This is a genomic window from Brevibacillus laterosporus LMG 15441 (assembly GCF_000219535.2).
GTDB classification, from domain to species: domain Bacteria; phylum Bacillota; class Bacilli; order Brevibacillales; family Brevibacillaceae; genus Brevibacillus_B; species Brevibacillus_B halotolerans.
Window position 1 is genome coordinate 4,230,192 of sequence record NZ_CP007806.1, and the last position, 22,309, is coordinate 4,252,500.

A 22,309-nucleotide genomic window follows, 5' to 3' on the forward strand; every position below is an offset into this window, starting at 1 on the left:
GCCCTTCTCACTCTGCGTCCTCTAAAGAGAAACAAAGTGAGAAAGGCTTCACCGAAGAATTTTTTATTTTAGGCTAACGCAGAGATTTTGGATTAAAAGCGTCCTTCAAGCCTTCTCCTACGAAGTTAATCGCTAAAATCGTCAATGTAATACAAGCACCTGCTGGCAGCCAAATCCACCATTGTTGTTCAATGACTTCCGGAGAGACTGCATCTGACATGATATTCCCCCAAGACGGTACGTTAGAAGGAACACCAAAGCCTAAAAAGCTAAGTCCTGTCTCTACTACGATCATGGAAGCCAACAAATAAACCCCCTGTACAATGATAGTGGAGATCACATTAGGTAAAATATGCTTGATAATAACCTGTGCAGGCGTACACCCAATTGAGATAGCGCTATGCACATATTCATTCTCTTTTTCCGCCAAAATCTTACCCCGTACCATCCTCGCAGTAGAGCCCCAGCTAAGTACACTAACTACTGTAATAAGTGTTAGTACACCCGAGGCCGTAAAGACTGAGTTCAATACAATAACAAAAATGAGAAACGGAAATGTAATAATAAAATCCGTAAAACGCATCAATAAATTATCTACCAATCCGCCAAAATAACCAGCCACAGACCCTATCAGAGTACCGAAGATAACGACAAATAACGTAATGGAAAGACCAATTGTCAGCGAAATTTGCCCGCCATATAAAAGTCGTGTATAAACATCACGTCCCCCTTTATCTGTCCCTAACCAATGCTCAGAACTAGGGGCTTGGTTTATATTGCGGATATCAATTTTTATGGGATCATAATGAGTTAAAAAATCTGCTGAAAAACAGATCAGAAAGATCACTGCTAAGAAAATAATACTAGCGATTGCTAGCTTATTTTTTGCAAATTTGCGCATTCCGATCGCCCATGGTGAAGTTCCCCGACGCTTCCCTTGATGAGCAGAAGCTTCTGGACTGTTGGGTGTAATAACGGGTTCCATATCTCTTTCCTCCCTATTTCAATCGTATCCGTGGATCAACAACACTGTACAACCAATCCGCAATCAGATTACCTAATAGCGCCATAAAGGTTAACAGCATCGTGATCGACATAACGACAGAATAATCTCGGTTGTTAATGGAGTTGATAAAGAGTTGTCCCAGTCCAGGATAGGTAAAGATGGTCTCGACTATTACCGCTCCCCCGAGCAGGTTACCGATATCAAGTCCTAGAAATGTTACCATCGGGATAAGAGAATTACGCAAAATATGCTTGTTATAAATAGCAGATTCACCCGTACCCTTTGCCATAGCCGTACGTACATAATCCTTACTGCTGCCTTCAATAATGTCGTTGCGCAAAAATTGAGTGTAGGCGGCTGTATTAAATAGCCCAAGCACAGCAGCGGGCAGAATCGTATGCCCTACTTTACTCAAATAGTAAGATAAGCTTCCCTGCTCGACATCCACACCGATAGAACCGCTCGCAGGCACCCACCCCAATAAAATAGCAAACACATAGATGCATACAATAGCTGCAAAGAACGATGGAATGGCATATCCAATATAATTTAGCGTCACAATGATATTATCGATCCACGTAAATCGACGCCGGGCTGCAATCATCCCCATCACCAAAGCACCCAGATAAGTAAACACCAAAGACATGCTCATTAAGAAAATAGTATTCGGTAACCGCTCGCCAATCAGTTGAGTAACTGGCATTTTATGATTAAACGAGTCACCTAAATCTCCCCATAAAAAACCACTAACCCAACGGCCATATTGAACGGGAATGGGATCGTTAAATCCTAGCGATTCTCGCATTTTGGCTATATACTCGGGATTGGCATTATTAGGGTCAATCTTCCCCGAAAGGGCGTCCCCTGGCATTAATTTTGCCAGGGTGAACACCGCAATGGAGATCAGAATCAGAATTGGAATCATGGTTAAAAATCTCCGCAGCGCAAACGCAACCATTCGTACACTCCCCTTGTTCTACAGCTGTTTTAGTTGGTAACCCACCATTTATGAGTATCTATTTGATTCGTAAAGGAGTTGGTGCGAACACCTTGTAGACGTTTGTTGACTGCAGTGATATCCTTTCGAGCGTGCATGATAATCATCGGCACTTCTTCGTTAACCAATTTTTGCCATTTATAATAAACCTCTTTGCGATAATTTTCATCAAAAGCTTTCTCACTGATTCCTTCTTCAATCAATTTATCTGATTCTGGATTTACCCATCGAGGAAAATTCCAGAGATCGTCTGTTTTCCATAAGCCTGTTGGATCAGGATCATTTGCTAACGACCAAGCTCCGGCGAACACCTCAACACTTGGCTCATCTTTTTCGACTGTTCGATAAAATAGGTTAAATTCTTTTAATGCTCCACCATTTAGTTTTGCATCCAAGCCTACCTCTTTCCAGAATTGCATGACTGCTTGTGCCCGAGGCTCAGCGGTCTCATCACGTGTCATCGCATCATAATTAATTGTGAATTTCTTACCTTGAGGATCTTCACGGAATCCATCCCCATTACTATCTTTATAACCAGCCTCATCAAGCAATTGCTTTGCTTTCTCAGGATTATATTCGTACGCATTAATTTGATCAGCCGGAACCTTTGCCCAGCTTACAGGTGGCATTGGTGAGTTAAGCGGTTCAGCCTTGCCATTTTCAAACGCCTCAGCCAACGCCTTACGGTCTAGTGCATAGGCCATTGCTTGACGTAACCGCTTATCAGCAAATTTCGGATTATCCATTACATTTTTCCTTTGCTTTTCATCCCAGTGACCTAGCTTAAATCCAATATAGCTATACGCAAGCTCATCCTGTTCCTTCAATATCAAGTTATCATTTTTTTCTATCTCTTTAACTTGGGAACGCGGAATTGCCATAATGTCAACTTCGCCTTTTTTCAACAAGCTATTTGCTAATTTTCCATCAATAATTTTATATATAATCCCATCCAAATGAGGTTTGCCTTGCCAGTAATCATCAAAGCGTTCTAATTCAACAAACTCACCTGGTTGAATTTTTTTCACTTTAAAGGGTCCAAGTCCGATCGGCTGCTGACGAACTTTTGGAGAATTTGGGAGGTCTTTTACAGAAATGCCTGCATAATATTTTTTGGGCATTGGATTCGACCAAATATTATCTAAGAAATTCACCATCGGCTTTTTCAGTTTGATTTCAATATTATACGGGTCAATAATTTTTACACCGGAAATGGTTTTTGCAGTTCCTTTATTGTATTCATCCATTCCTTCAATCATTTTTACGTTAGAATAGCGTGAGCCTTTATAATCCTTATGCCCGATTACCTCAAAGGCATATAACCAGTCCTCTACCGTTAACTCATCACCATTGTGCCATTTTACCCCCTTTTTAAAGGTAAACGTATAGGTTAAATGGTCGGGACTTTCTTTCCAAGAAGCGATTTTCGCATAGGTTTTTAAATCATCTCCTGTATCCAGCAAGGAGTCTGTCATAAAGCGCAGGATGCGATCGTCGTCATCTCCTTCATAAAAGCCACGATCCAATAAGCCTTGAAACGGACTTTCATAAGCATAGACAATTTTTCCACCATCCTTAGGCTGCTGTTCAGTGGCAGTTGCTTGTGTTGGCTCAGTTGATTTAGTTTGTGTTGTATTAGCCGGCTTAGAACAGCCTACTACGCCCATCGATAAAGCTAAAAGAGTTGATAGGACCATCATATTTTTCTTTTTCATGTAATAAATCCCCCTTACTATATTTTGATTAGAGTTAGCTGACTAATATAAATGGCAAGCAACCTGATGTCCTTCACTCACCTCCTTTAAGCTTGGTTTTATCTCTTTACACTCCTGCTTCACGTATGGACAGCGAAGATGAAACGCACAGCCACTAGGCGGCTTCTCTGGTGAAGGAACATCCCCTTGTAAAATAATTCGCTCGCGATTGAATCTAGCTCGTGGATCTGGTACAGGAATGGTAGATAGTAGCGCTTGTGTGTACGGATGCAATGGCTCTTTATATAGGCTATGCTTATCGGTTATTTCAACCAACCGCCCGAGATACATAACCCCTATTCGATCACTAATATGCTTAACAACGCTTAAGTTATGAGCGATAAACAAATAGGATAATTTAAATTCCTCCTGCAAATCCTGTAAAAGATTCAAGACCTGCGATTGGACTGATACATCCAAAGCCGAAACAGGCTCGTCTGCCAATATTAATTTAGGCTTTAGTGCTAATGCTCTTGCAATGCCAACCCGTTGACGTTGACCACCAGAGAATTCGTGAGGGTATTTATAATAAGCCTCTTCTGGTAACCCAACACGTATAAGCAGTTCCATTACCTCAGCTTTTATATCTTTTTCCAGTCGATTGGTGTAATTTCGAATTGGTTCAGCTACCAGATGTCCTACCATCATCTTAGGATTTAGGGAAGCATAGGGGTCTTGAAAAACCATCTGCATATGCTGACGAGTATCCCATAGCGGTTTGCCTTTCATGCTTGTAATGTCCTTATTATCAAAGTGAATGCTCCCTGCTGTCGGATCGGTTAACCGCAAAATGGTTCGTCCTGCTGTCGATTTTCCACAGCCAGATTCCCCTACCAGTCCAAGTGTTTCTCCATCTCTTAGGACAAAGGAAATATCGTCGACTGCCTTCACTTCTCCAATTTTTCGTTTAAATAGCCCGCCTGTGATGGGATAATATTTTTTAAGGTTCTTAACTTCTAACAACGTCTTGCTTTTTGTATCAGCAGTGGTTTGGTTCATAGCGACGCCTCCGCAATTTCGTTAGGTTGGCTTTGGGGGTAAAGTAGGCAACGGACTTTATGTGAATCACCAATATCGCCTAGCTCTGGCGAGACCGCGGTACACTCTGGCATGACCATTGGACATCGGGAAGCGAATCTACATCCTGTCCTTGGCATGTTGACCAGCGACGGCACTATCCCCTTTATGGAATACAGTCGGTCTTTGTCTTCATCGAGCTTTGGAATAGATTCTAACAAGAGCTGTAGGTATGGATGCTTCGGCTCATAGAAAATTTGGTCCACACTGCCTTGCTCCACAATTTTACCGGCATACATGACCATTACTTCATCTGCCATTTCAGCTACTACTCCTAGGTCATGTGTAATCAGCATGACAGACATCCCGCTCTTCGATTGAATGTCGCGTAATAGTTCTAAAATCTGTGCTTGAATCGTAACGTCTAAGGCAGTAGTAGGCTCATCGGCAATCAGTAGCTTTGGCTGACATGCAATCGCCATGGCGATCATGACCCGTTGCCTCATTCCTCCCGAAAGCTGATGAGGAAATTGGTCCACCAGTTTTTCCGGCCGCGGGATTCCAACATGTGAAAGCAATTCAACAGAACGAGTTCTCGCTTCACTTTTCGAAATTTTCAGATGATTGAACAAAACCTCTTCTATTTGGAAACCGATCGTAAACACGGGATTTAAGGCTGTCATAGGCTCCTGAAAGATCATCCCCAGCTCTTTTCCACGTATCTTATTCAATTCATCCGCTGTGAGTCCCACCAAATTTTTATTTTGGAAAAGAATGCTTCCATTAGCCACTCTTCCTGTTTCCTTTGGTAGCAATCCCATAATAGATAACGACATGACGCTCTTTCCACACCCTGATTCTCCAACGATACAAATCACTTTGCCAGGATCAACCGAAAAGGAAACACCATCCACCGCATTATAAAATTGTTTGTTAATGCGGAAGCCAGCTTCTAGGTTAGAGACTTCCAGCAAAGGTTCTGTCTGCTTTTTCTCCATACGTCACCTGCTTTGCACGAGTAGTTGAATGAATTATGAGATAAATTAAAATTTTATAAAAACAATTTTATCCATATTATGGGGTAGCACATCTATAAAAGTCAATAATTTTACCAATTGTTATCAATTATTCATGCAAAAAAACCATTTAAAATCTTTATTCTTAAATGCTAAATTTTTTTACTGTACTTAACTTTTCCAACCATAAAAAAGCCCTCTCTAATTCGAGAGGACTTTTCATTTCCTTTATGAATAAAGAAACCGCGAATGCTCTTTCCTTATTTTGCTGCTTTTACCGCTTCAATTGCTGCTTCGTAATTAGGATGCTGGCCTACTGCTGGCAAATATTCGACGTAAACAACTTTATCATTAGAATCTACTACGAATACTGCACGGGACAATAAACGAAGTTCCTTAATAACTACGCCATAAGCCAAACCGAAGGAAAGATCACGATGATCTGATACCGTTTGAACTTTATCAATGCCAGCCGCTCCGCACCAACGTGCTTGCGCAAATGGCAAATCAACAGAAACGGTCAAAATTGTTACATTGTCTAGCTTAGCTGCCTCTTCATTAAAACGGCGAGTTTGTTGATCGCAAACACCTGTATCTAAGGATGGCACTACAGAAATCAGACGAATCGTGCCTTTGGAATCAGCCAGTGTAACTGGGCTTAGGTTGTTTGCAAGCACGGAAAACTCAGGAGCTGTATCTCCCACTTTAATTTCTGGGCCTAGTAGTGTAACTGGTTGATCTTTAAAAGTAACGACACCTTGACGTTCAATTGCAGACATAGGTAACCCTCCTCTAACTTTGTAACTATGTAGTACAATTATCATACATGTTTTTTTTAAACTTTTCACTATCAAAAAGTTTAAAAATGTAATTCTTAATGTAAATAGCGTTTAGGTTTATATTTTCTAGGTTCAATTTTTACAATTTCTTTAACCTCATGTTCAAATAGCCCGTCACTTTTCAGATTTAACTCATGACATCGCAGGATAGCGTGATAGAGGGCAAAAGTAAAGCTTATACCCTTTAGTACATAGATGCTAATCATCTTATCAGGATCAAGTGTATTAACAATCTCTATCTGATAATCGTGCTTCTCCGATCCGATAGCCGCCATATATCCCATATCCTTTAACACTCCGCCAACATCAAAAATACCATTATCATCATAATCAAATGTCCCTGAACCCATTACCATTAAATCGAGTAGTTGGACAACGCTCATCCGCTCTATATGTAGGGGTCTAGGCAGTGAAATCACAGAACCGTTCTCGTTAACCACGTATACTTTATCTCGATAGCCAAAAATAAATTCACTCGGATCAGTATCTTGAGCAAATAACCACTGTTTTCGTGGAATAAGTAATCTCCAAATCTCCACTGGCTCTCTTCTTAGCAGGTCCATATGATTCCCTCCTCTCCCCATTTTGGACAAAAAAAAGAAGCGGTAAACCGTTTCATGCAGAATACACCGTCCATATCAGGATTAGATCAATTTAATTTTATCATCCGTCTTACAGCATCTAACATAGGCAGGAGTTTATTTACTCTTTAAAAATTCCCCTGATTACAGCTTTTTTTCACGTCTATCAGAATTTTCTCTGTACATCCGCAGATTTCATCCTAGATAAAACAACAAAAAAAGCGCATTCCCCATTTTCGAGAGGAATTGCGCCGTTACAAACCACATTGTACATGCCAGTTCTCTTCTTTATTTTCTTACTAAATATGTGGTGCAATCAGTGATATCAAGTAGGCAAATGGAAATAGTAAAACTTGTGCAATTACCGTACCGACTAACCGTCCAGCACCGAGGTGAAAAACCGTAACCTTTAGATCCCTATAAGGTCGTGCATCACTAACTACATCATCAAGCAGCTTTGAACAAATCGGATCAACAAAAATAACCAATAAAATGGTTCCTACTCCATTAATGACCGTAGCCATTTGGTTTGCTACCGTGCGATGATCAGGTACAAGAACCCCTGCATACAGCGATGATAGGATAGCAATGGAATAAAAAGAAAAAATAATGGCATTCATCCAAAAGAAATTAACACCGATGCGGGTTTCTTTTATAATCTGCCAATTATTTCGAAACGATGGAATCCAAAATTGAGAGGGCATTTTCCAAAATAGACGCAGAATGCCTTCACTACGAAAAATTTTAGGAACACTGCCATGCTTATCCAATTTACGTGTACCAATGGCCAGCACACGTGCAACGGTAGGCAACAGAAACATCCCCAGCACAATGCCCATACTCATTCCGAACAGAACAATACGAAAATTTAGTAACAAATCGTTGATTAATTCCTCGTAGTTCATGAGTGGAATTTTATCCTTAAAGCGTGTAACAGCTTCAAGCATAGAGGCCAACAGAATGGACTGGCTCATAACAGCAAACCGGGCGAATAACACCAATATGTTGAAAAGCGAAGTAGAAGCGCCAATTTTCCCTGTGCGCGCACCAGAAAGCCTCGCAGCATAAGAGACCGTTTCTACACAGCTAATCAACATGGTAACCACCACCACGATCATTAGTTTCATATTATGTATTCTCCTATTCACATCATTACCATAACTGTGCAATCTATGATTCTTTTGTTCAACGCTAACCTATTTTATAATGTTTCGTAGGAGAAGAAAAGTAGGTTTCCTCTCTAATTTAGTTATTCCGATCATACTTACCAAATCAAACAATTAACTTCTTTATCGTTTTGTTCAAAACTCCCTTTTTTGGGTATAGTTGTAGATAAAGTCACGAATTTGTCTTATTAGCTGAAAAGGCAAGAAAAAATGGTACGAAAAATAATGTAAATACAGGTGTTTTTCTGTATCATGGAAAGAAAGCACATGATAGAGATGTTTACCTACCACTTATATTACGATAGGGGAGAAAAATCATGGAGCAGAGAAAAATTAAAAGACTACTAGTAGCCAACCGCGGAGAAATTGCAATTCGTATTTTCCGTGCCGCTACTGAGTTATCAATCCGTACTGTTGCCATTTACTCTGAGCAAGACAATATTTCACTTCATCGATTCAAAGCCGATGAATCTTACTTAATTGGTGAAGGAAAAGGCCCGATTGAAGCTTATCTGGATATCGAGGGAATCATCGAGATTGCGAAAAGACACAATATCGATGCTATCCATCCTGGTTATGGCTTCTTATCGGAAAATGAAGAGTTTGCACGACGTTGTAAGGAAGAAGGAATTATTTTTATTGGTCCCTCTTCCAATCTAATCAAGAGATTTGGCGATAAAGTAGAGGCCCGGAAACTGGCAATTGAGGCTGGTATCCCAGTCATTCCAGGTACAGAAGAGTCCATTGAATCGTTGGATGAAGCCTTGGAGTTTTCGCGCCAAGCAGGTTTCCCTATCATTATCAAAGGGGTATCTGGCGGCGGCGGTCGAGGCATGCGAATTGTTCGAGGACCGGAAGAATTGCAGGAAGGCTTGGAAAGAGCCCGTTCAGAAGCCAACTCTTCTTTTGGTAACGCAGAGGTTTACCTGGAACGATATCTTGAAAATCCAAAACATATTGAAGTACAAATCATAGGAGATCAGTATGGTAACCTGGTCCACTTATTTGAGCGCGATTGTTCTATTCAGCGCAGACATCAAAAAGTCGTTGAAGTAGCACCAAGTACAACACTCTCTGATGAGCTACGTGAAGAAATCTGTCAGTCCGCTCTAACCTTAATGAAAACGGCTGGTTATTCGAACGCTGGAACCGTTGAGTTCTTACTTACACCGGATAATAAGTTCTATTTTATTGAGGTAAACCCACGAATTCAGGTAGAACATACGATTACGGAGCTAATTACTGGCATCGATATCGTACAAACCCAAATTCGAGTAGCAGAGGGCTTGCATTTAAGCGATCCGCAAATCGGTATTACTTCCCAAAATGACATTAAGATGAGCGGCTATGCCATCCAATGTCGCGTTACAACCGAAGATCCAGAAAACGGCTTTATTCCTGATGCCGGAAAATTGCTGGCTTGGCGTTCTGGTGAAGGATTCGGCGTTCGCTTAGATGGAAATAACGGATACCCTGGGGCTGTCATTACACCATACTACGACTCCCTGCTGGTTAAAATTTGCACCTATGCAAATACATTTGAGCAAGCCTCGCGAAAAATGCTCCGTAGCTTACGAGAGTTTCGGATTCGCGGTGTTAAAACCAATCTACCATTCTTGAAAAACGTGGTAACACATCCTGATTTCTTATCCGGTAATTACAATACATCCTTTATTGATACGAAGCCGGAATTATTCAAATTCCCGGGTGTGCAGGACCGTGGTACACGATTGCTTAATTACATTGGAAATATCTCAGTTAATGGCTACCCTGGGCTATCTAAGGAGGAGAAACCGCTATTTCATTCTCCTCGCGTGCCAAAAACACCGTTTGATCAGCCTTATCCAGCCGGTACAAAACAAATTTTGGAGCTGGAAGGCGTTGAAGGCTTAACCAAATGGATTCAGGCCCAAAATAAAGTATTACTGACAGATACTACCTTCCGTGATGCCCATCAGTCCTTATTTGCTACAAGAGTGCGTACCTATGATATGCTTGCGATTGCCGAAGCAACGGGTAAAATGGGCGGAGATTTATTCTCCTTGGAAATGTGGGGCGGTGCAACATTCGATACCAGCATGCGCTTCTTGAGTGAATCACCTTGGGAACGCTTACGTTTATTGCGCGAAAAAATTCCCAATATCCTATTCCAAATGCTGTTGCGCGGAGCAAATGCGGTAGGCTACACCAATTATCCAGACAATGCGGTTAAGGCATTTATTAAAGCATCTGCTGAGAATGGTATTGATGTATTCCGTATTTTCGACAGCCTGAATTGGCTACCTGGCATGGAGCTAGCCATTGATTCTGTACGCGAATCAGGCAAGGTCGCTGAAGCAGCCATTTGCTATACAGGCGATATTCTTGATCCAAATCGCACCAAATACTCTTTATCCTATTACGTAGAGCTTGCCAAGCAGCTTGAAAAGGCAGGAGCTAACATCCTTGCGATCAAGGACATGGCCGGACTCTTAAAACCATATGCCGCTTACCAGCTTGTCCATGCTCTAAAGCAGGAGATCGGGATTCCTATCCATCTGCATACACATGACAGCTCTGGTAATGGTGGTGCTACGCTGGTTAAAGCTATTGAAGCAGGGGTAGATATTGTAGATGCTTCTGTAAGCTCAATGTCTGGTCTTACCTCTCAACCAAGCCTCAATGCCCTTGTCGCTCTACTTGAAGGAACTGAACGGGATACAAAGCTTGATCTAGACGGCTTCAATAAGCTATCCGACTACTGGGAAGATGTCCGTCCGATGTATCAGGGATTTGCCAGTGATATGAAATCCACTAGCGCTGAGGTTTACCAACACGAAATGCCAGGTGGCCAGTATTCTAATTTGGAACAGCAAGCAAAGGCTGTTGGCTTAGAAGGTCGCTGGGACGAAGTGAAGAAAATGTACAGCACTGTCAATAAAATGTTTGGCGATATTGTAAAAGTAACACCGTCTTCCAAAGTAGTCGGTGATATGGCTTTGTTCATGGTCCAAAATGACTTGGATGAAGAAAATATTTATGAAAAAGGAGATCGAATTGATTTCCCAGACAGTGTCATTCAATTCTTCCAAGGCTATCTAGGGCAGCCGCCTAGCGGTTTCCCAGAAAAGCTGCAACAAATTATTTTAAAAGGACGAAAAGCCTTTACATGCCGACCTGGTGAATTGCTTTCCTCTATTGATTTTGACAAAGTAAAGCAAGAGGTAGAAGAAAAAGTGGAGCGTACGGTGGATGATCTGGAAGTCTTATCATACATCATGTATCCACAAGTGTTCCTACAATATGAACAAACCTCCAAGTTATATGGTGATTTGTCTAATTTGGAAACGTCTACCTTCTTCTATGGCTTGCGTTTAGGTGAAGAGACCTCTGTTACGATTGAACAAGGAAAGACCCTAATCATTAAGCTAAACAATATTGGAGAAGTGCTACCTGATGGAACACGTAAAGTAAACTTTGATTTGAATGGTCAAAATCGAATTATTACAGTACGTGATCTATCGGCACAAGTATCAGCCTCTGTACGCTTAAAGGCTGATCGTAAAAATCCAGGTCATATTGGAGCTTCTATGCCAGGTAAAATCCTGAAAGTATTAGTAAAACCAGGCGATTCCATCTCCCGTGGACATAATTTAATTGTAAGTGAAGCAATGAAAATGGAGACTACCCTTCAAGCTCCTGCTGACGGAACAATTAAAGCTATTCACGTCAATGAAGGAGACAGTATTGAAGTAGGAGATCTGTTAGTTGAATTAGAACAATAATCATACAGTGAAAAAAGAGCTGTTGAGGAGATACTTCCCCAACGGCTCTTTTTTATCAGTGATACTATCCACATGTTATTGCTTATCAAGCAAATCCCCTAGGTCCTCATGCACTTGATGTGTATATGTTCCAGTATGTGAACAGCTTTCTTCGCCTTGATTTTTCTTACTATTACACATGCCTGAGAACTTATCCACAATTTGCGGAAGCGAATCTAGGATACGATCGTATAAATGGGTCGAATTCTCCAGTGGGATAGAACGAACACCTTGTTTACCCACAACCAGAAAAGCAACTGGAGTAATAGACACACCTCCACCACTACCTCCACCAAACGGATGGCTGTGATCAGGATGATGGTCTCCAGCAATCTTGAATTCACTACCCCCAGAAGCAAAACCAAAGCCTACTTTAGAAATGGGTAAGATAACGCTGCCGTCCGGTGTTTCAACCGGATCACCAATAATGGTATTGACGTCCACCATATGCTTTAAATTTTCCATGGTGGTCTTCATTAAGCCCTGTATGGGGTGATCTGCCATTTCCTCGCACTCCCTTTCTTCATTTTAATTACGATACGAACTAACGCAACAATAACGTGTCCTACCCGAAAGAAAAGAACACAAGAAAGTTCGGTTCGGATGATAGTAGCATTCCACATAGGCTCTACGCTAATACGAGGCATTTCCTGCAAAGAAATGTAATAAGAGAGCATTGATGCCAGCATATTTTTAATTCCTAAAATGACACCGGTCAGAGTCCCGGTAGCTGCTGCATCTCCTACCCCGATTGTGGTTTGCCATTGTAATTTTTCACAATACACATGACGAAGAGCTTGGCAGAGGATTGGGTAAAAATCCTGAACACGTTCAACCAATTCATGAACCCGATGCAACCAACGATCGACATCCTCTGTATCAATACTTTTTTTCCTTTCCGTATTGGATACAACATCGCCCTTCTTCTTTATTTTAGCCTCTACTTCAGGCTGGTTATTTTTATTAAAGGTGAGATTAATCATGGGTAGCTCATAATTGATTTTAATCCATTTCCAAACTCGGATATGTATGGTTAAAACATCATGTTCCTGTTTTCGATGATAATGAAGAAAAATTTTTATTGGGGTAATCATTATTATGATCAATAGAAAAAAAAGTACAGCTAGTAATCCTAAAAACCAATTCATGAAAAAAGCCCCCCTTCGCTTTTTGTAGTATGAGCGATTTGGGAGGCAAATATGACCAGTTAATTCAAGATATACACCTTTGCTTGCTTAATTCCATGATCGCTCGCCTTTTGAGGAGAAGTCATGAACAAATCAATATGATTCTTTTTTACTTTCGATCCTATGTCAGCCGCTACCGCATATCCGTAACCCTCAATAAATAAGTGGGTTCCAAGCGGAATGACAGAAGGATCAACAGCCACAATCCCCTCGCGTAGGTCCCAACCAAGGTAACCCTTCGTGGGTCCATTCGTGAAGTCATAGGCCGTAGTTTTTACCTGTAGAACACGTTTATAAGGAAACTCCACAGGAGCTGTATTTTTTAATGAAGCCTCTTGTTTATCAGGTAAAAATACGGAGTAATATACCTGACTAGCCGCTTCTGCCCGAGTTACCTTCCTTACAGGCTCCAGCTTTCCATTTAAGGCTTTTTGAGTTTTTTCGTTTTGCAGGGCATATGCATATTCTCTTTGACTCCATGTAGGAACATCTTGACTGTCCGGATAGCTTTTTAATGTCTGATAGGTTGTTGACCATTTTACATTATTTACTTCTCCGCTTTTACCGCTTGCTCTATTTAGAATAGCAATCAGTTCCTGTCTTTCTACTAAGTCATTGGGATTAAGCACTCTTCTCCCGTTCTCTACGGTTCCCTGAATGATACCTAGACGAAAAGCTGTTTCTGCATAGGGAGCCACCCAATTTTGTATAGATACGTCACCAAAGCTACTTTTTCCAGCAGTAGTCGGCTCAATTTGTTTACTCTTCAAAAGCAGGACAATCAATTCGGCCATGGTAATCTCTTCATTTGGACGAAAAAGTCCATCTGCGGCAGAAATAACCTTGTTATCATATAAAGAAGTAATCTCCTTCTCAGCCGAGTGACCAGCAATGTCCTTTAACGAGTTTTGTTCTGAATCTTCAGACCCATTCTTATTTGACTCATCATTTTCTTCTGATGCTTCTGATCTATCTGTATTCGTTTCCTGTTCGTTTGTAGAAGTCGCTTCTTGCTGGGATTCATTTTTTTCTGCTGCCTGTATAACTCCTACTTGCATTCCGAGCAAACATGTCATACACGCAATTAACATTTTCCGTAACATTCATCAACCTCCAAAAGTAAGTGTGGCAATCCATGTTGATAAGCCTCATTCTCCATTCTATTAAATACCTAAGCTTTTTCAAGGCACAAAAGTTTCCATTCCCCTAATCAACAGTCTCATGACATTTTCTATAAAAAAAGACGCCCATTAAGGCGCCTTCTTCATCCAGCTATTTAATTATTAACGTCCAGCTAATTGTTGCTCAGCAAAGCTTACAAGACGTTTTGTGATCTCTCCACCGACAGAACCGTTTTGACGAGAAGTTGTGTCTGGGCCAAGTTGAACACCAAATTCAGAAGCGATTTCGTATTTCAATTGGTCAAGAGCTAGGTTTGCTTGAGGTACCAGAAGGTTGTTGCTAGATCCGTTGTTGTTTGGCATATCTAGTCACTCCAATCTAAATTTTTGGCTACCAACGTTTCGTTAGCAGCATTCAAAATGCAAAGACTCCCCTTATATTTTCAATGCTACTAACCATACCTGTAGAAATAAATAATCTTTTTTCCAAATGACTGTTACATTGTTTCGTCAGCTTTGTAAGTTTACTATGTGTGAATATCGTTAGCTGTATTCCTGCCAATTTTTAACCAAAAGCTTGGTAATTTCTTAGTTGATTGCTCCTTCTTCTTTTATGAAAATTTTAGTATTACTAAAAAATATTGTTATATCCTTTTAGTTGAACAGATGCTTTCGTTATTCCATTTCGCCATTTCTAAGAGGTAGAATGGTACAAAATCGTTCATTTCAAACTAGCAGATTTCCCCAACCTGCTATGTTTTCTAACATGAATATTTAGCTATCCTGTAGGAATTAGAAAAAGTAAATTATGGCTATACAATGATTGACAATCCTCTATGGGTTAAAATCGGTCGAGTAATTCTTCCTTTGCCATATATACACGTGTTAGTGGCTCCATTGAAGTAGGTGCCTTTCTTCCACTTGGATGCATCACTATTTTTAATAAAGTGAGGTACCAGCGTTTAAATCGAAAATACCAAATGTCTGGAACAGGAGATATAGAAAATCCGAGTTGTCCACTGCCTTTAAATAACAATGTTGTACCCACAATACCTTTAATCTCTCGCTCCTTTGGATGAGACTTCACCACATTCGCTAATTGAGGCAAAGACCTTTTGACTTCACGAACTAACGCTAATCCAATTTGTACATCACTGTGTATTCCTTTGCTACGTTTAGCTAACAAATAATTATGGATATGCAACCGGATAACCAGGTCTCCCTTTTGAATGACATAGCCGTTTTTCGTTTCCAGCTTTTCTCCACTGTATGGAAGGATCGTATAGCGAAAGATATTCTGTTCTCGTTGAATATAATGTAGTCTTCTGCAGCAGTGATAAATCTTATCCCATATTCCCCATAGGGTGAGCATAGCTACATTCAATGAACTTGCCTCCTTTTCACTTTTCTCCATTATTTTTTTTGCAAAATCTCTGTTAGTATCACCATTTCCCTCAAAAAGTATCGAAGGTGTTTTCCTATTAGGTTGGGTAAAGATTAACTTGTCCATCGTGATACTACCATCTTTATGTTCGATTTCCTGGAATAAATGACTACAAGCAATGATCTGGGGCTATTTTTCTATTTTTAGTAGTTCAGGTATTTCAAACCTTAATTTATGCTTACAAGATCAAAATTTCCCTGTAGCTTCCAATGAAAAATGAATGTTACACAGCATACACTACTCTTTGTGCACAAAAAAAACAGACTAGGATAACAAACACTCCTAGCCTGTCCTTCTATATTCGATTACTACGCCATTTTCCAAGCAATAACACGACTATGACAATAATACCAGCAATAGCCTGATTGGGAATAGCAAGATGAGAGGCTATTCTCTCGTGGACAAAAGGGTCATCCAAAAACATATGAGCAGCTGTATAAGCCAGAATACCTGTCCCAACATATAAAAGGATGGGATAACGATCCAGCAGATTAGCAATTAGATTGCTTCCAAACATCAATAAGGGAATGCTCAGAGCAAGACCGATCACCACCAAGATAACATCGCCACCGGCAGCACCACCTACAGCTAATACATTATCTAAGCTCATAATAAAATCGGCCAAAATAATCGTTTTGATTGCCTGTCCACTACTTTTGCTAACTTGTACCTCGTTAGTGTCCTCATCTCCTCCTAACAATTTAAGCGAGATGTAGAGTAGCATAATTCCCCCCACTGCTTTTACCAGAGGAATAGCCAGCATCCAAGTAGCTACAACCGTAAGTAATACACGCAAGATGATAGCACCTAACGTACCATACAGAATTGCTTTCTTTCGATCAATCGGCGCAAGCCCACGACAGGCCATCCCGATAACAACAGCATTATCTCCACTTAGAACCACATCGATAATAAAAATATGAAATAAAGCGACTAGAGTATTTGTTTCCATGGTTTCTCCCCATCTAGTGTGAGCAGCAGTAGCAGTGTCAATTTCATTCGAGGTTATCTCCATCACATGATGTCACGCAGATCAATGTCGAATCTGACTCGCACTTTTCTTTTTTACTATTATTACTATCATTACGTTATTTGCCCATTCTTTATTCTAGTTTCTCCTTCCATTTCTCTCACATGCCAACGTTATACCACCTGACTTCATTTTACGCAAGTCTCTCACTTTTGTCGGAATTTGACTTACGATTTTATGACGAATTGGGTATTTTTTGCTTGAAAATAATTGTATTCTTGATTAGGATGAAGGAGGGTGAAGGTGTAATGGTCGATGTTACATTGCTCACATATGAGCAAATTTCCAAATTTTTAGTAACGCTAGTACCTACAATTACGGATAAATGGTTAGATGAGTTAGAGGATCTCTTTCATCCCTATCGGGTAACATTGCCTAGAAAATTGGCTGAGAAACCTTGCTACCTAATCTCACTTTTACTTATGCGTGATGCTTATGAAGAAGACATCCGGGAATCCTCTTATGAAATAGGCAACTGGTTTTGGTCTGAAAAGCTTCCGTTGTCCTTAGCCTTAAAAACATTTCAAATACTCTATCATGTATATATGGGTGAAATCCAAGCAAATATGAGACTCCATTTCATCTCTTCTCAAGAGCTCTCCTTCATGGAAAAAAGATTAAAGATATTGATTGATGAAGCCTTATACCAAGCTGTGCAAAACTATGAGGATTTGGTACAAAATGAATTAAGTGAAAAGGAAGAAACCATTTCTTATTTACATAATGATAAATTAGAAATGCTTGATAAGATTGCAGCTAATATGGCTCACGAGTTAAGAAACCCACTTTGTGCTATAGAAGGCTTTCTTAAATTAATTTTAGAAAGCACAGATGGAAACCATGTTTTGGAGAATTATGTACGGGTCGTCTTACATGAATTTGACAGCTTTCATCGGCAAATTACTGGCTTTCTAAGCTTTTGCAAGAAACCTATATTAGATGAAACATATAAAAAGGTTTCATTGACTGATTTACTTCATGAAGTGGAAATACTGTTAACACCCCGTTTGCATGCTGAGAATGTTACATTACTTATGCGTATAGAGGCTTGTGATTTATACTGCTACAAGGAAGGTTTGTCTCAGGTACTTATTCACTTATTAAACAATGCTATTGATGCCGTTAGTTCAAACGCGTACAAGCATGTACAGATATCTACATACAGACATACAGATAGTCTTACTATCATGGTCGAAAACAATGGAGACGAAATACCTCAGGATCTTGTAGAGAAGCTTTTCCAACCCTTCTTTTCCACTAAAGACGATAACACTGGTATCGGATTATCGATCTGCAAAAACATTATTGAAAAACATAATGGCAGTATTTATTGTGAATCGAATCGCACATCTACACGTTTTTTTATTCGCTTACCTATGTAAATTCAATAAAAAGTAGTCTTTTACCATTACCACTAGATAAAATTTATGACCTCAAATCAATGCAAAAATGAATAATCTGGTTTATTTTATGCTTGATTATTCTATAAAAGCACATCATCTCAGCTTCTTTCTTTTACAGCTGGAATGATGTGCTTTTTATTTCATTAATCTAAAATCTCATATCCAAAAACTCGTTAGTAATCAGTATTTTTCACTAAATAAATTCGTTGATAATAACTATGATCATCTTCCATTAGTTAGGTTAATTGCCCACTATATAAGAAAAGAGTGCCCTTAAAAGGGCACTCTTTTCTTATGGTCATCTCTTATTTCAATGGAGCGGGTGATGGGAATCGAACCCACGCGACCAGCTTGGAAGGCTGGAGTTCTACCATTGAACTACACCCGCACATTATATTGGTGCCGAGGACCGGACTTGAACCGGTACGGGATTACTCCCGACAGATTTTAAGTCTGTTGCGTCTGCCTATTCCGCCACCCCGGCAAAATAAAAATGTCGGGAAGACAGGATTCGAACCTGCGACACCTTGGTCCCAAACCAAGTACTCTACCAAGCTGAGCTACTTCCCGATATATGAAATAAATATGGCGTGCCCTGAGAGATTCGAACTCCCGACCTTTTGATTCGTAGTCAAACGCTCTATCCAGCTGAGCTAAGGGCACATATATGGAGCGGACGACGGGTCTCGAACCCGCGACCTTCGCCTTGGCAAGGCGACGCTCTACCAATTGAGCTACGTCCGCATAAAAAAATGGTGAGCCATGAAGGACTCGAACCTTCGACCCTCTGATTAAAAGTCAGATGCTCTACCAACTGAGCTAATGGCTCATACATGGTGGGGAGAGACGGATTCGAACCGCCGAACCCTGAGGGAGCAGATTTACAGTCTGCCGTGTTTAGCCACTTCACTATCTCCCCATGTATAAGTGGTGCCGGCGATAGGACTTGAACCCACAACCCCCTGATTACAAGTCAGGTGCTCTACCAATTGAGCTACACCGGCAAATATGCTTTTTCATACTACCATCTTTTTAAAAGATGGCGGAGCTGACGGGACTCGAACCCGCGACCTCCGGTGTGACAGACCGGCGTGAACTCCAACTTCACCACAGCTCCAAGAATTGGTTGCGGGGACAGGATTTGAACCTGCGACCTTCGGGTTATGAGCCCGACGAGCTACCGAGCTGCTCCACCCCGCGACAATATAAAAGTAAAATGGTGGAGGATGACGGGATCGAACCGCCGACCCTCTGCTTGTAAGGCAGATGCTCTCCCAGCTGAGCTAATCCTCCAGATAAATGGTGACCCGTAGGGGATTCGAACCCCTGTATGACAGCGTGAAAGGCTGCTGTGTTAAACCGCTTCACCAACGGGCCAATATGCTATGGTGCTCCCGACAGGAATCGAACCTGCGACCTCTTCCTTACCATGGAAGCGCTCTACCGACTGAGCTACAGGAGCATGGCTCCTCAGGACGGACTCGAACCGCCAGCCTACCGGTTAACAGCCGGTTGCTCCACCATTGAGCTACTGAGGAACAATGTGAAAAAATTGTTCTTTCAAAACTAGATAATGAAGTCAGCATAAAGGCAATGTGGATAAGTCCTCGACCGATTAGTATTCGTCAGCTCCATGCATTACTGCACTTCCACACCGAACCTATCAACCTCATCGTCTATAAGGGGTCTTACTAGCTTGCGCTATGGGAAGTCTCATCTTGAAGGGGGCTTCACGCTTAGATGCTTTCAGCGCTTATCCCGTCCGCACATAGCTACCCAGCTGTGCCACTGGCGTGACAACTGGTGCACCAGAGGTGCGTCCATCCCGGTCCTCTCGTACTAAGGACAGCTCTCCTCAAACTTCCTACGCCCGCGACAGATAGGGACCGAACTGTCTCACGACGTTCTGAACCCAGCTCGCGTACCGCTTTAATGGGCGAACAGCCCAACCCTTGGGACCTACTTCAGCCCCAGGATGCGATGAGCCGACATCGAGGTGCCAAACCTCCCCGTCGATGTGGACTCTTGGGGGAGATAAGCCTGTTATCCCCAGGGTAGCTTTTATCCGTTGAGCGATGGCCCTTCCATGCGGAACCACCGGATCACTAAGCCCGACTTTCGTCCCTGCTCGACTTGTAGGTCTCGCAGTCAAGCTCCCTTGTGCCTTTACACTCTACGAATGATTTCCGACCATTCTGAGGGAACCTTTGGGCGCCTCCGTTACTCTTTAGGAGGCGACCGCCCCAGTCAAACTGCCCACCTGGCATGGTCCTTCCACCCGATAAGGGCGGCAAGTTAGAAACTCCGTACATCAAGGGTGGTATCCCAACGACAGCTCCACGAAGGCTGGCGCCCTCGCTTCACAGCTTCCCACCTATTCTGTACATGATGCACAAAGTTTCAATACCAGGCTACAGTAAAGCTCCATGGGGTCTTTCCGTCTTGTCGCGGGTAACCTGCATCTTCACAGGTATTATGATTTCACCGGGTCTCTTGCCGAGACAGCGCCCAAGTCGTTACGCCTTTCGTGCGGGTCGGAACTTACCCGACAAGGAATTTCGCTACCTTAGGACCGTTATAGTTACGGCCGCCGTTTACTGGGGCTTCGGTTCAAAGCTTCGCTTGCGCTAACTCATCCCCTTAACCTTCCAGCACCGGGCAGGCGTCAGCCCCTATACTTCGCCTTGCGGCTTCGCAGAGACCTGTGTTTTTGCTAAACAGTCGCTTGGGCCTTTTCACTGCGGCCTCCTCGGGCTATAAACCCTACCGAGGCGCCCCTTCTCCCGAAGTTACGGGGCCATTTTGCCGAGTTCCTTAGCAAGAGTTATCCCGCGCACCTTAGGATTCTCTCCTCGCCTACCTGTGTCGGTTTGCGGTACGGGCACCTTGTTCCTCACTAGACGCTTTTCTTGGCAGTGTGAAATCAGGGACTTCGGTACTTAAATTTCCCTCGCCATCACAGCTTGTGCTTATTGGTGTGCGGATTTGCCTACACACCACACTTACTGCTTAGACGGCCATCCAATAGGCCGCTCACCCTATCCTCCTGCGTCACGCCATTGCTCAAGCGGAACAGAGGTGGTACTGGAATATCAACCAGTTGTCCATCGCCTACGCCTTTCGGCCTCAGCTTAGGTCCCGACTAACCCTGGGAGGACGAGCCTTCCCCAGGAAACCTTAGGCTTTCGGTGGACAAGATTCTCACTTGTCTTTTCGCTACTTACACCGGCATTCTCACTTCCAAGCGCTCCACCGCTCCTCACGATACGGCTTCACTGCTGCTTGGAACGCTCCCCTACCCAGTCCATAAGGACTGCCATAGCTTCGGCGGTATGTTTAGCCCCGTTACATTTTCCGCGCAGAGTCACTCGACCAGTGAGCTATTACGCACTCTTTAAATGGTGGCTGCTTCTAAGCCAACATCCTGGTTGTCTGGGCAACTCCACATCGTTTCCCACTTAACATACACTTGGGGGCCTTAGCTGATGGTCTGGGCTGTTTCCCTTTTGACGATGGATCTTAGCACTCACCGTCTGACTCCCGGACATAAGTACTTGGCATTCGGAGTTTGACTGAATTCGGTAACCCGATGAGGGCCCCTAGTCCAATCAGTGCTCTACCTCCAAGACTCTTTATTCCGAGGCTAGCCCTAAAGCTATTTCGGGGAGAACCAGCTATCTCCGAGTTCGATTGGAATTTCACCGCTAGCCACACCTCATCCCCGCACTTTTCAACGTGCGTGGGTTCGGGCCTCCAGTAGGTGTTACCCTACCTTCACCCTGGACATGGCTAGATCACACGGTTTCGGGTCTACGACAACGTACTTTCGCCCTATTCAGACTCGCTTTCGCTACGGCTCCGTCTCTTCGACTTAACCTCGCACGCTATCGTAACTCGCCGGTTCATTCTACAAAAGGCACGCCGTCACACATAGAAAGTGCTCCG

Annotated in this window: 16 protein-coding genes, 14 tRNA genes and 1 rRNA gene (1 of these 31 running past the window's edge); 2 read left to right on the forward strand and 29 right to left on the reverse strand. The window is 42.2% G+C overall.

Annotated elements, in window-relative coordinates; genetic code table 11:
* Positions 1 to 73 precede the first annotated feature (73 nt).
* From opp4C to BRLA_RS18555, 8 genes are all read right to left on the reverse strand, one after another.
* Positions 74 to 985, reverse strand: a complete 912-nt coding sequence (opp4C, locus tag BRLA_RS18520) for an oligopeptide ABC transporter permease (RefSeq protein ID WP_003338691.1) — start codon at positions 983 to 985, stop codon at positions 74 to 76.
* A 13-nt stretch (positions 986 to 998) separates the two neighbouring features.
* The gene (opp4B, locus tag BRLA_RS18525) at positions 999 to 1,964 is read right to left on the reverse strand and encodes an oligopeptide ABC transporter permease (RefSeq protein ID WP_003338690.1); all 966 of its coding nucleotides are present in this window, start codon (positions 1,962 to 1,964) and stop codon (positions 999 to 1,001) included.
* Between the two features lie 29 nt (positions 1,965 to 1,993).
* Entirely contained in the window at positions 1,994 to 3,718 is a 1,725-nt protein-coding gene (opp4A, locus tag BRLA_RS18530; protein ID WP_003338689.1) for an oligopeptide ABC transporter substrate-binding protein, read from the reverse strand.
* A 42-nt stretch (positions 3,719 to 3,760) separates the two neighbouring features.
* Positions 3,761 to 4,756 (reverse strand): ABC transporter ATP-binding protein, encoded by a 996-nt coding sequence (locus BRLA_RS18535; protein WP_003338688.1) that lies wholly within the window; start codon positions 4,754 to 4,756, stop codon positions 3,761 to 3,763.
* Positions 4,753 to 5,772: an ABC transporter ATP-binding protein gene (locus BRLA_RS18540; protein WP_003338687.1), complete on the reverse strand. Its 1,020-nt coding sequence runs from the start codon at positions 5,770 to 5,772 to the stop codon at positions 4,753 to 4,755. The genes BRLA_RS18535 and BRLA_RS18540 overlap by 4 nt, the downstream gene beginning before the upstream one ends.
* A gap of 278 nt (positions 5,773 to 6,050) precedes the next feature.
* The gene (gene tpx / locus BRLA_RS18545) at positions 6,051 to 6,569 is read right to left on the reverse strand and encodes a thiol peroxidase (RefSeq protein WP_003338685.1); all 519 of its coding nucleotides are present in this window, start codon (positions 6,567 to 6,569) and stop codon (positions 6,051 to 6,053) included.
* A gap of 95 nt (positions 6,570 to 6,664) precedes the next feature.
* A complete protein-coding gene (locus BRLA_RS18550; protein ID WP_003338684.1) occupies positions 6,665 to 7,192 on the reverse strand; it encodes a hypothetical protein in 528 nt (175 codons plus the stop codon).
* 317 nt (positions 7,193 to 7,509) lie between these two features.
* Positions 7,510 to 8,337, reverse strand: coding sequence for a lipid II flippase family protein (locus tag BRLA_RS18555; RefSeq protein ID WP_041752367.1), 828 nt, complete (start codon positions 8,335 to 8,337; stop codon positions 7,510 to 7,512).
* Positions 8,338 to 8,693: 356 nt separating this feature from the next.
* Here BRLA_RS18555 and pyc point away from each other — a divergent pair, with 356 nt between their 5' ends.
* Positions 8,694 to 12,140, forward strand: coding sequence for a pyruvate carboxylase (gene pyc, locus BRLA_RS18560; RefSeq protein ID WP_003338681.1), 3,447 nt, complete (start codon positions 8,694 to 8,696; stop codon positions 12,138 to 12,140).
* Between the two features lie 75 nt (positions 12,141 to 12,215).
* Here the strand turns inward: pyc and ytfJ are convergent, their stop codons facing one another.
* The 6 genes from ytfJ to BRLA_RS18590 all read right to left on the reverse strand — a co-directional run bounded on the left by ytfJ (position 12,216) and on the right by BRLA_RS18590 (position 16,946).
* A complete protein-coding gene (gene ytfJ / locus BRLA_RS18565) occupies positions 12,216 to 12,683 on the reverse strand; it encodes a GerW family sporulation protein (RefSeq protein ID WP_003338680.1) in 468 nt (155 codons plus the stop codon).
* Complete coding sequence (locus BRLA_RS18570) at positions 12,656 to 13,327, reverse strand: DUF2953 domain-containing protein (RefSeq protein ID WP_003338679.1); 672 nt, start codon at positions 13,325 to 13,327, stop codon at positions 12,656 to 12,658. The genes ytfJ and BRLA_RS18570 overlap by 28 nt, the downstream gene beginning before the upstream one ends.
* 59 nt (positions 13,328 to 13,386) lie before the next feature.
* Positions 13,387 to 14,469: a 3D domain-containing protein gene (locus BRLA_RS25060; protein ID WP_003338678.1), complete on the reverse strand. Its 1,083-nt coding sequence runs from the start codon at positions 14,467 to 14,469 to the stop codon at positions 13,387 to 13,389.
* 180 nt (positions 14,470 to 14,649) lie between these two features.
* Complete coding sequence (locus tag BRLA_RS18580; protein WP_003338677.1) at positions 14,650 to 14,850, reverse strand: alpha/beta-type small acid-soluble spore protein; 201 nt, start codon at positions 14,848 to 14,850, stop codon at positions 14,650 to 14,652.
* Between the two features lie 478 nt (positions 14,851 to 15,328).
* The gene (locus BRLA_RS18585; protein ID WP_035318268.1) at positions 15,329 to 15,871 is read right to left on the reverse strand and encodes a YkoP family protein; all 543 of its coding nucleotides are present in this window, start codon (positions 15,869 to 15,871) and stop codon (positions 15,329 to 15,331) included.
* A 355-nt stretch (positions 15,872 to 16,226) separates the two neighbouring features.
* On the reverse strand, positions 16,227 to 16,946 hold the full coding sequence (locus tag BRLA_RS18590; protein ID WP_003338674.1) for a TerC family protein: 720 nt from the start codon (positions 16,944 to 16,946) through the stop codon (positions 16,227 to 16,229).
* A gap of 263 nt (positions 16,947 to 17,209) precedes the next feature.
* On the opposite strand from BRLA_RS18590, the gene BRLA_RS18595 reads away from it, so the two are divergent.
* Positions 17,210 to 18,343: a sensor histidine kinase gene (locus BRLA_RS18595; protein ID WP_041752370.1), complete on the forward strand. Its 1,134-nt coding sequence runs from the start codon at positions 17,210 to 17,212 to the stop codon at positions 18,341 to 18,343.
* A 335-nt stretch (positions 18,344 to 18,678) separates the two neighbouring features.
* On the opposite strand, the gene BRLA_RS18600 is transcribed toward BRLA_RS18595, so the two are convergent.
* The 15 genes from BRLA_RS18600 to BRLA_RS18670 all read right to left on the reverse strand — a co-directional run.
* A tRNA-Gly gene (locus tag BRLA_RS18600) sits at positions 18,679 to 18,752 on the reverse strand.
* A gap of 9 nt (positions 18,753 to 18,761) precedes the next feature.
* A tRNA-Leu gene (locus BRLA_RS18605) sits at positions 18,762 to 18,848 on the reverse strand.
* Positions 18,849 to 18,860: 12 nt separating this feature from the next.
* Positions 18,861 to 18,934 (reverse strand) — tRNA-Pro (locus tag BRLA_RS18610).
* 16 nt (positions 18,935 to 18,950) lie between these two features.
* A tRNA-Arg gene (locus BRLA_RS18615) sits at positions 18,951 to 19,027 on the reverse strand.
* Between the two features lie 5 nt (positions 19,028 to 19,032).
* A tRNA-Gly gene (locus tag BRLA_RS18620) sits at positions 19,033 to 19,108 on the reverse strand.
* A 9-nt stretch (positions 19,109 to 19,117) separates the two neighbouring features.
* Positions 19,118 to 19,193 (reverse strand) — tRNA-Lys (locus tag BRLA_RS18625).
* 5 nt (positions 19,194 to 19,198) lie between these two features.
* A tRNA-Tyr gene (locus BRLA_RS18630) sits at positions 19,199 to 19,283 on the reverse strand.
* 9 nt (positions 19,284 to 19,292) lie between these two features.
* Positions 19,293 to 19,368: transfer RNA gene (locus BRLA_RS18635), tRNA-Thr, on the reverse strand.
* A gap of 36 nt (positions 19,369 to 19,404) precedes the next feature.
* Positions 19,405 to 19,481 (reverse strand) — tRNA-Asp (locus tag BRLA_RS18640).
* A gap of 6 nt (positions 19,482 to 19,487) precedes the next feature.
* Positions 19,488 to 19,564: transfer RNA gene (locus BRLA_RS18645), tRNA-Met, on the reverse strand.
* Between the two features lie 17 nt (positions 19,565 to 19,581).
* A tRNA-Val gene (locus tag BRLA_RS18650) sits at positions 19,582 to 19,657 on the reverse strand.
* Positions 19,658 to 19,664: 7 nt separating this feature from the next.
* Positions 19,665 to 19,741: transfer RNA gene (locus tag BRLA_RS18655), tRNA-Glu, on the reverse strand.
* Positions 19,742 to 19,750: 9 nt separating this feature from the next.
* Positions 19,751 to 19,826, reverse strand: a tRNA-Thr gene (locus BRLA_RS18660).
* 1 nt (position 19,827) lies between these two features.
* Positions 19,828 to 19,902: transfer RNA gene (locus BRLA_RS18665), tRNA-Asn, on the reverse strand.
* Positions 19,903 to 19,959: 57 nt separating this feature from the next.
* A 23S ribosomal RNA gene (locus tag BRLA_RS18670) occupies positions 19,960 to 22,309 on the reverse strand; it runs 580 nt beyond the window's last position.

Excerpts from the sequence above, each read along its gene's own strand:
- opp4C (WP_003338691.1), bottom strand. The coding sequence starts at position 985 with ATGGAACCCGTTATTACACCCAACAGTCCAGAAGCTTCTGCTCATCAA.
- opp4B (WP_003338690.1), bottom strand. The coding sequence starts at position 1,964 with ATGGTTGCGTTTGCGCTGCGGAGATTTTTAACCATGATTCCAATTCTG.
- opp4A (WP_003338689.1), bottom strand. The coding sequence starts at position 3,718 with ATGAAAAAGAAAAATATGATGGTCCTATCAACTCTTTTAGCTTTATCG.
- BRLA_RS18535 (WP_003338688.1), bottom strand. The coding sequence starts at position 4,756 with ATGAACCAAACCACTGCTGATACAAAAAGCAAGACGTTGTTAGAAGTT.
- BRLA_RS18540 (WP_003338687.1), bottom strand. The coding sequence starts at position 5,772 with ATGGAGAAAAAGCAGACAGAACCTTTGCTGGAAGTCTCTAACCTAGAA.
- tpx (WP_003338685.1), bottom strand. The coding sequence starts at position 6,569 with ATGTCTGCAATTGAACGTCAAGGTGTCGTTACTTTTAAAGATCAACCA.
- BRLA_RS18550 (WP_003338684.1), bottom strand. The coding sequence starts at position 7,192 with ATGGACCTGCTAAGAAGAGAGCCAGTGGAGATTTGGAGATTACTTATT.
- BRLA_RS18555 (WP_041752367.1), bottom strand. The coding sequence starts at position 8,337 with ATGAAACTAATGATCGTGGTGGTGGTTACCATGTTGATTAGCTGTGTA.
- pyc (WP_003338681.1), top strand. The coding sequence starts at position 8,694 with ATGGAGCAGAGAAAAATTAAAAGACTACTAGTAGCCAACCGCGGAGAA.
- ytfJ (WP_003338680.1), bottom strand. The coding sequence starts at position 12,683 with ATGGCAGATCACCCCATACAGGGCTTAATGAAGACCACCATGGAAAAT.
- BRLA_RS18570 (WP_003338679.1), bottom strand. The coding sequence starts at position 13,327 with ATGAATTGGTTTTTAGGATTACTAGCTGTACTTTTTTTTCTATTGATC.
- BRLA_RS25060 (WP_003338678.1), bottom strand. The coding sequence starts at position 14,469 with ATGTTACGGAAAATGTTAATTGCGTGTATGACATGTTTGCTCGGAATG.
- BRLA_RS18580 (WP_003338677.1), bottom strand. The coding sequence starts at position 14,850 with ATGCCAAACAACAACGGATCTAGCAACAACCTTCTGGTACCTCAAGCA.
- BRLA_RS18590 (WP_003338674.1), bottom strand. The coding sequence starts at position 16,946 with ATGGAGATAACCTCGAATGAAATTGACACTGCTACTGCTGCTCACACT.
- BRLA_RS18595 (WP_041752370.1), top strand. The coding sequence starts at position 17,210 with ATGGTCGATGTTACATTGCTCACATATGAGCAAATTTCCAAATTTTTA.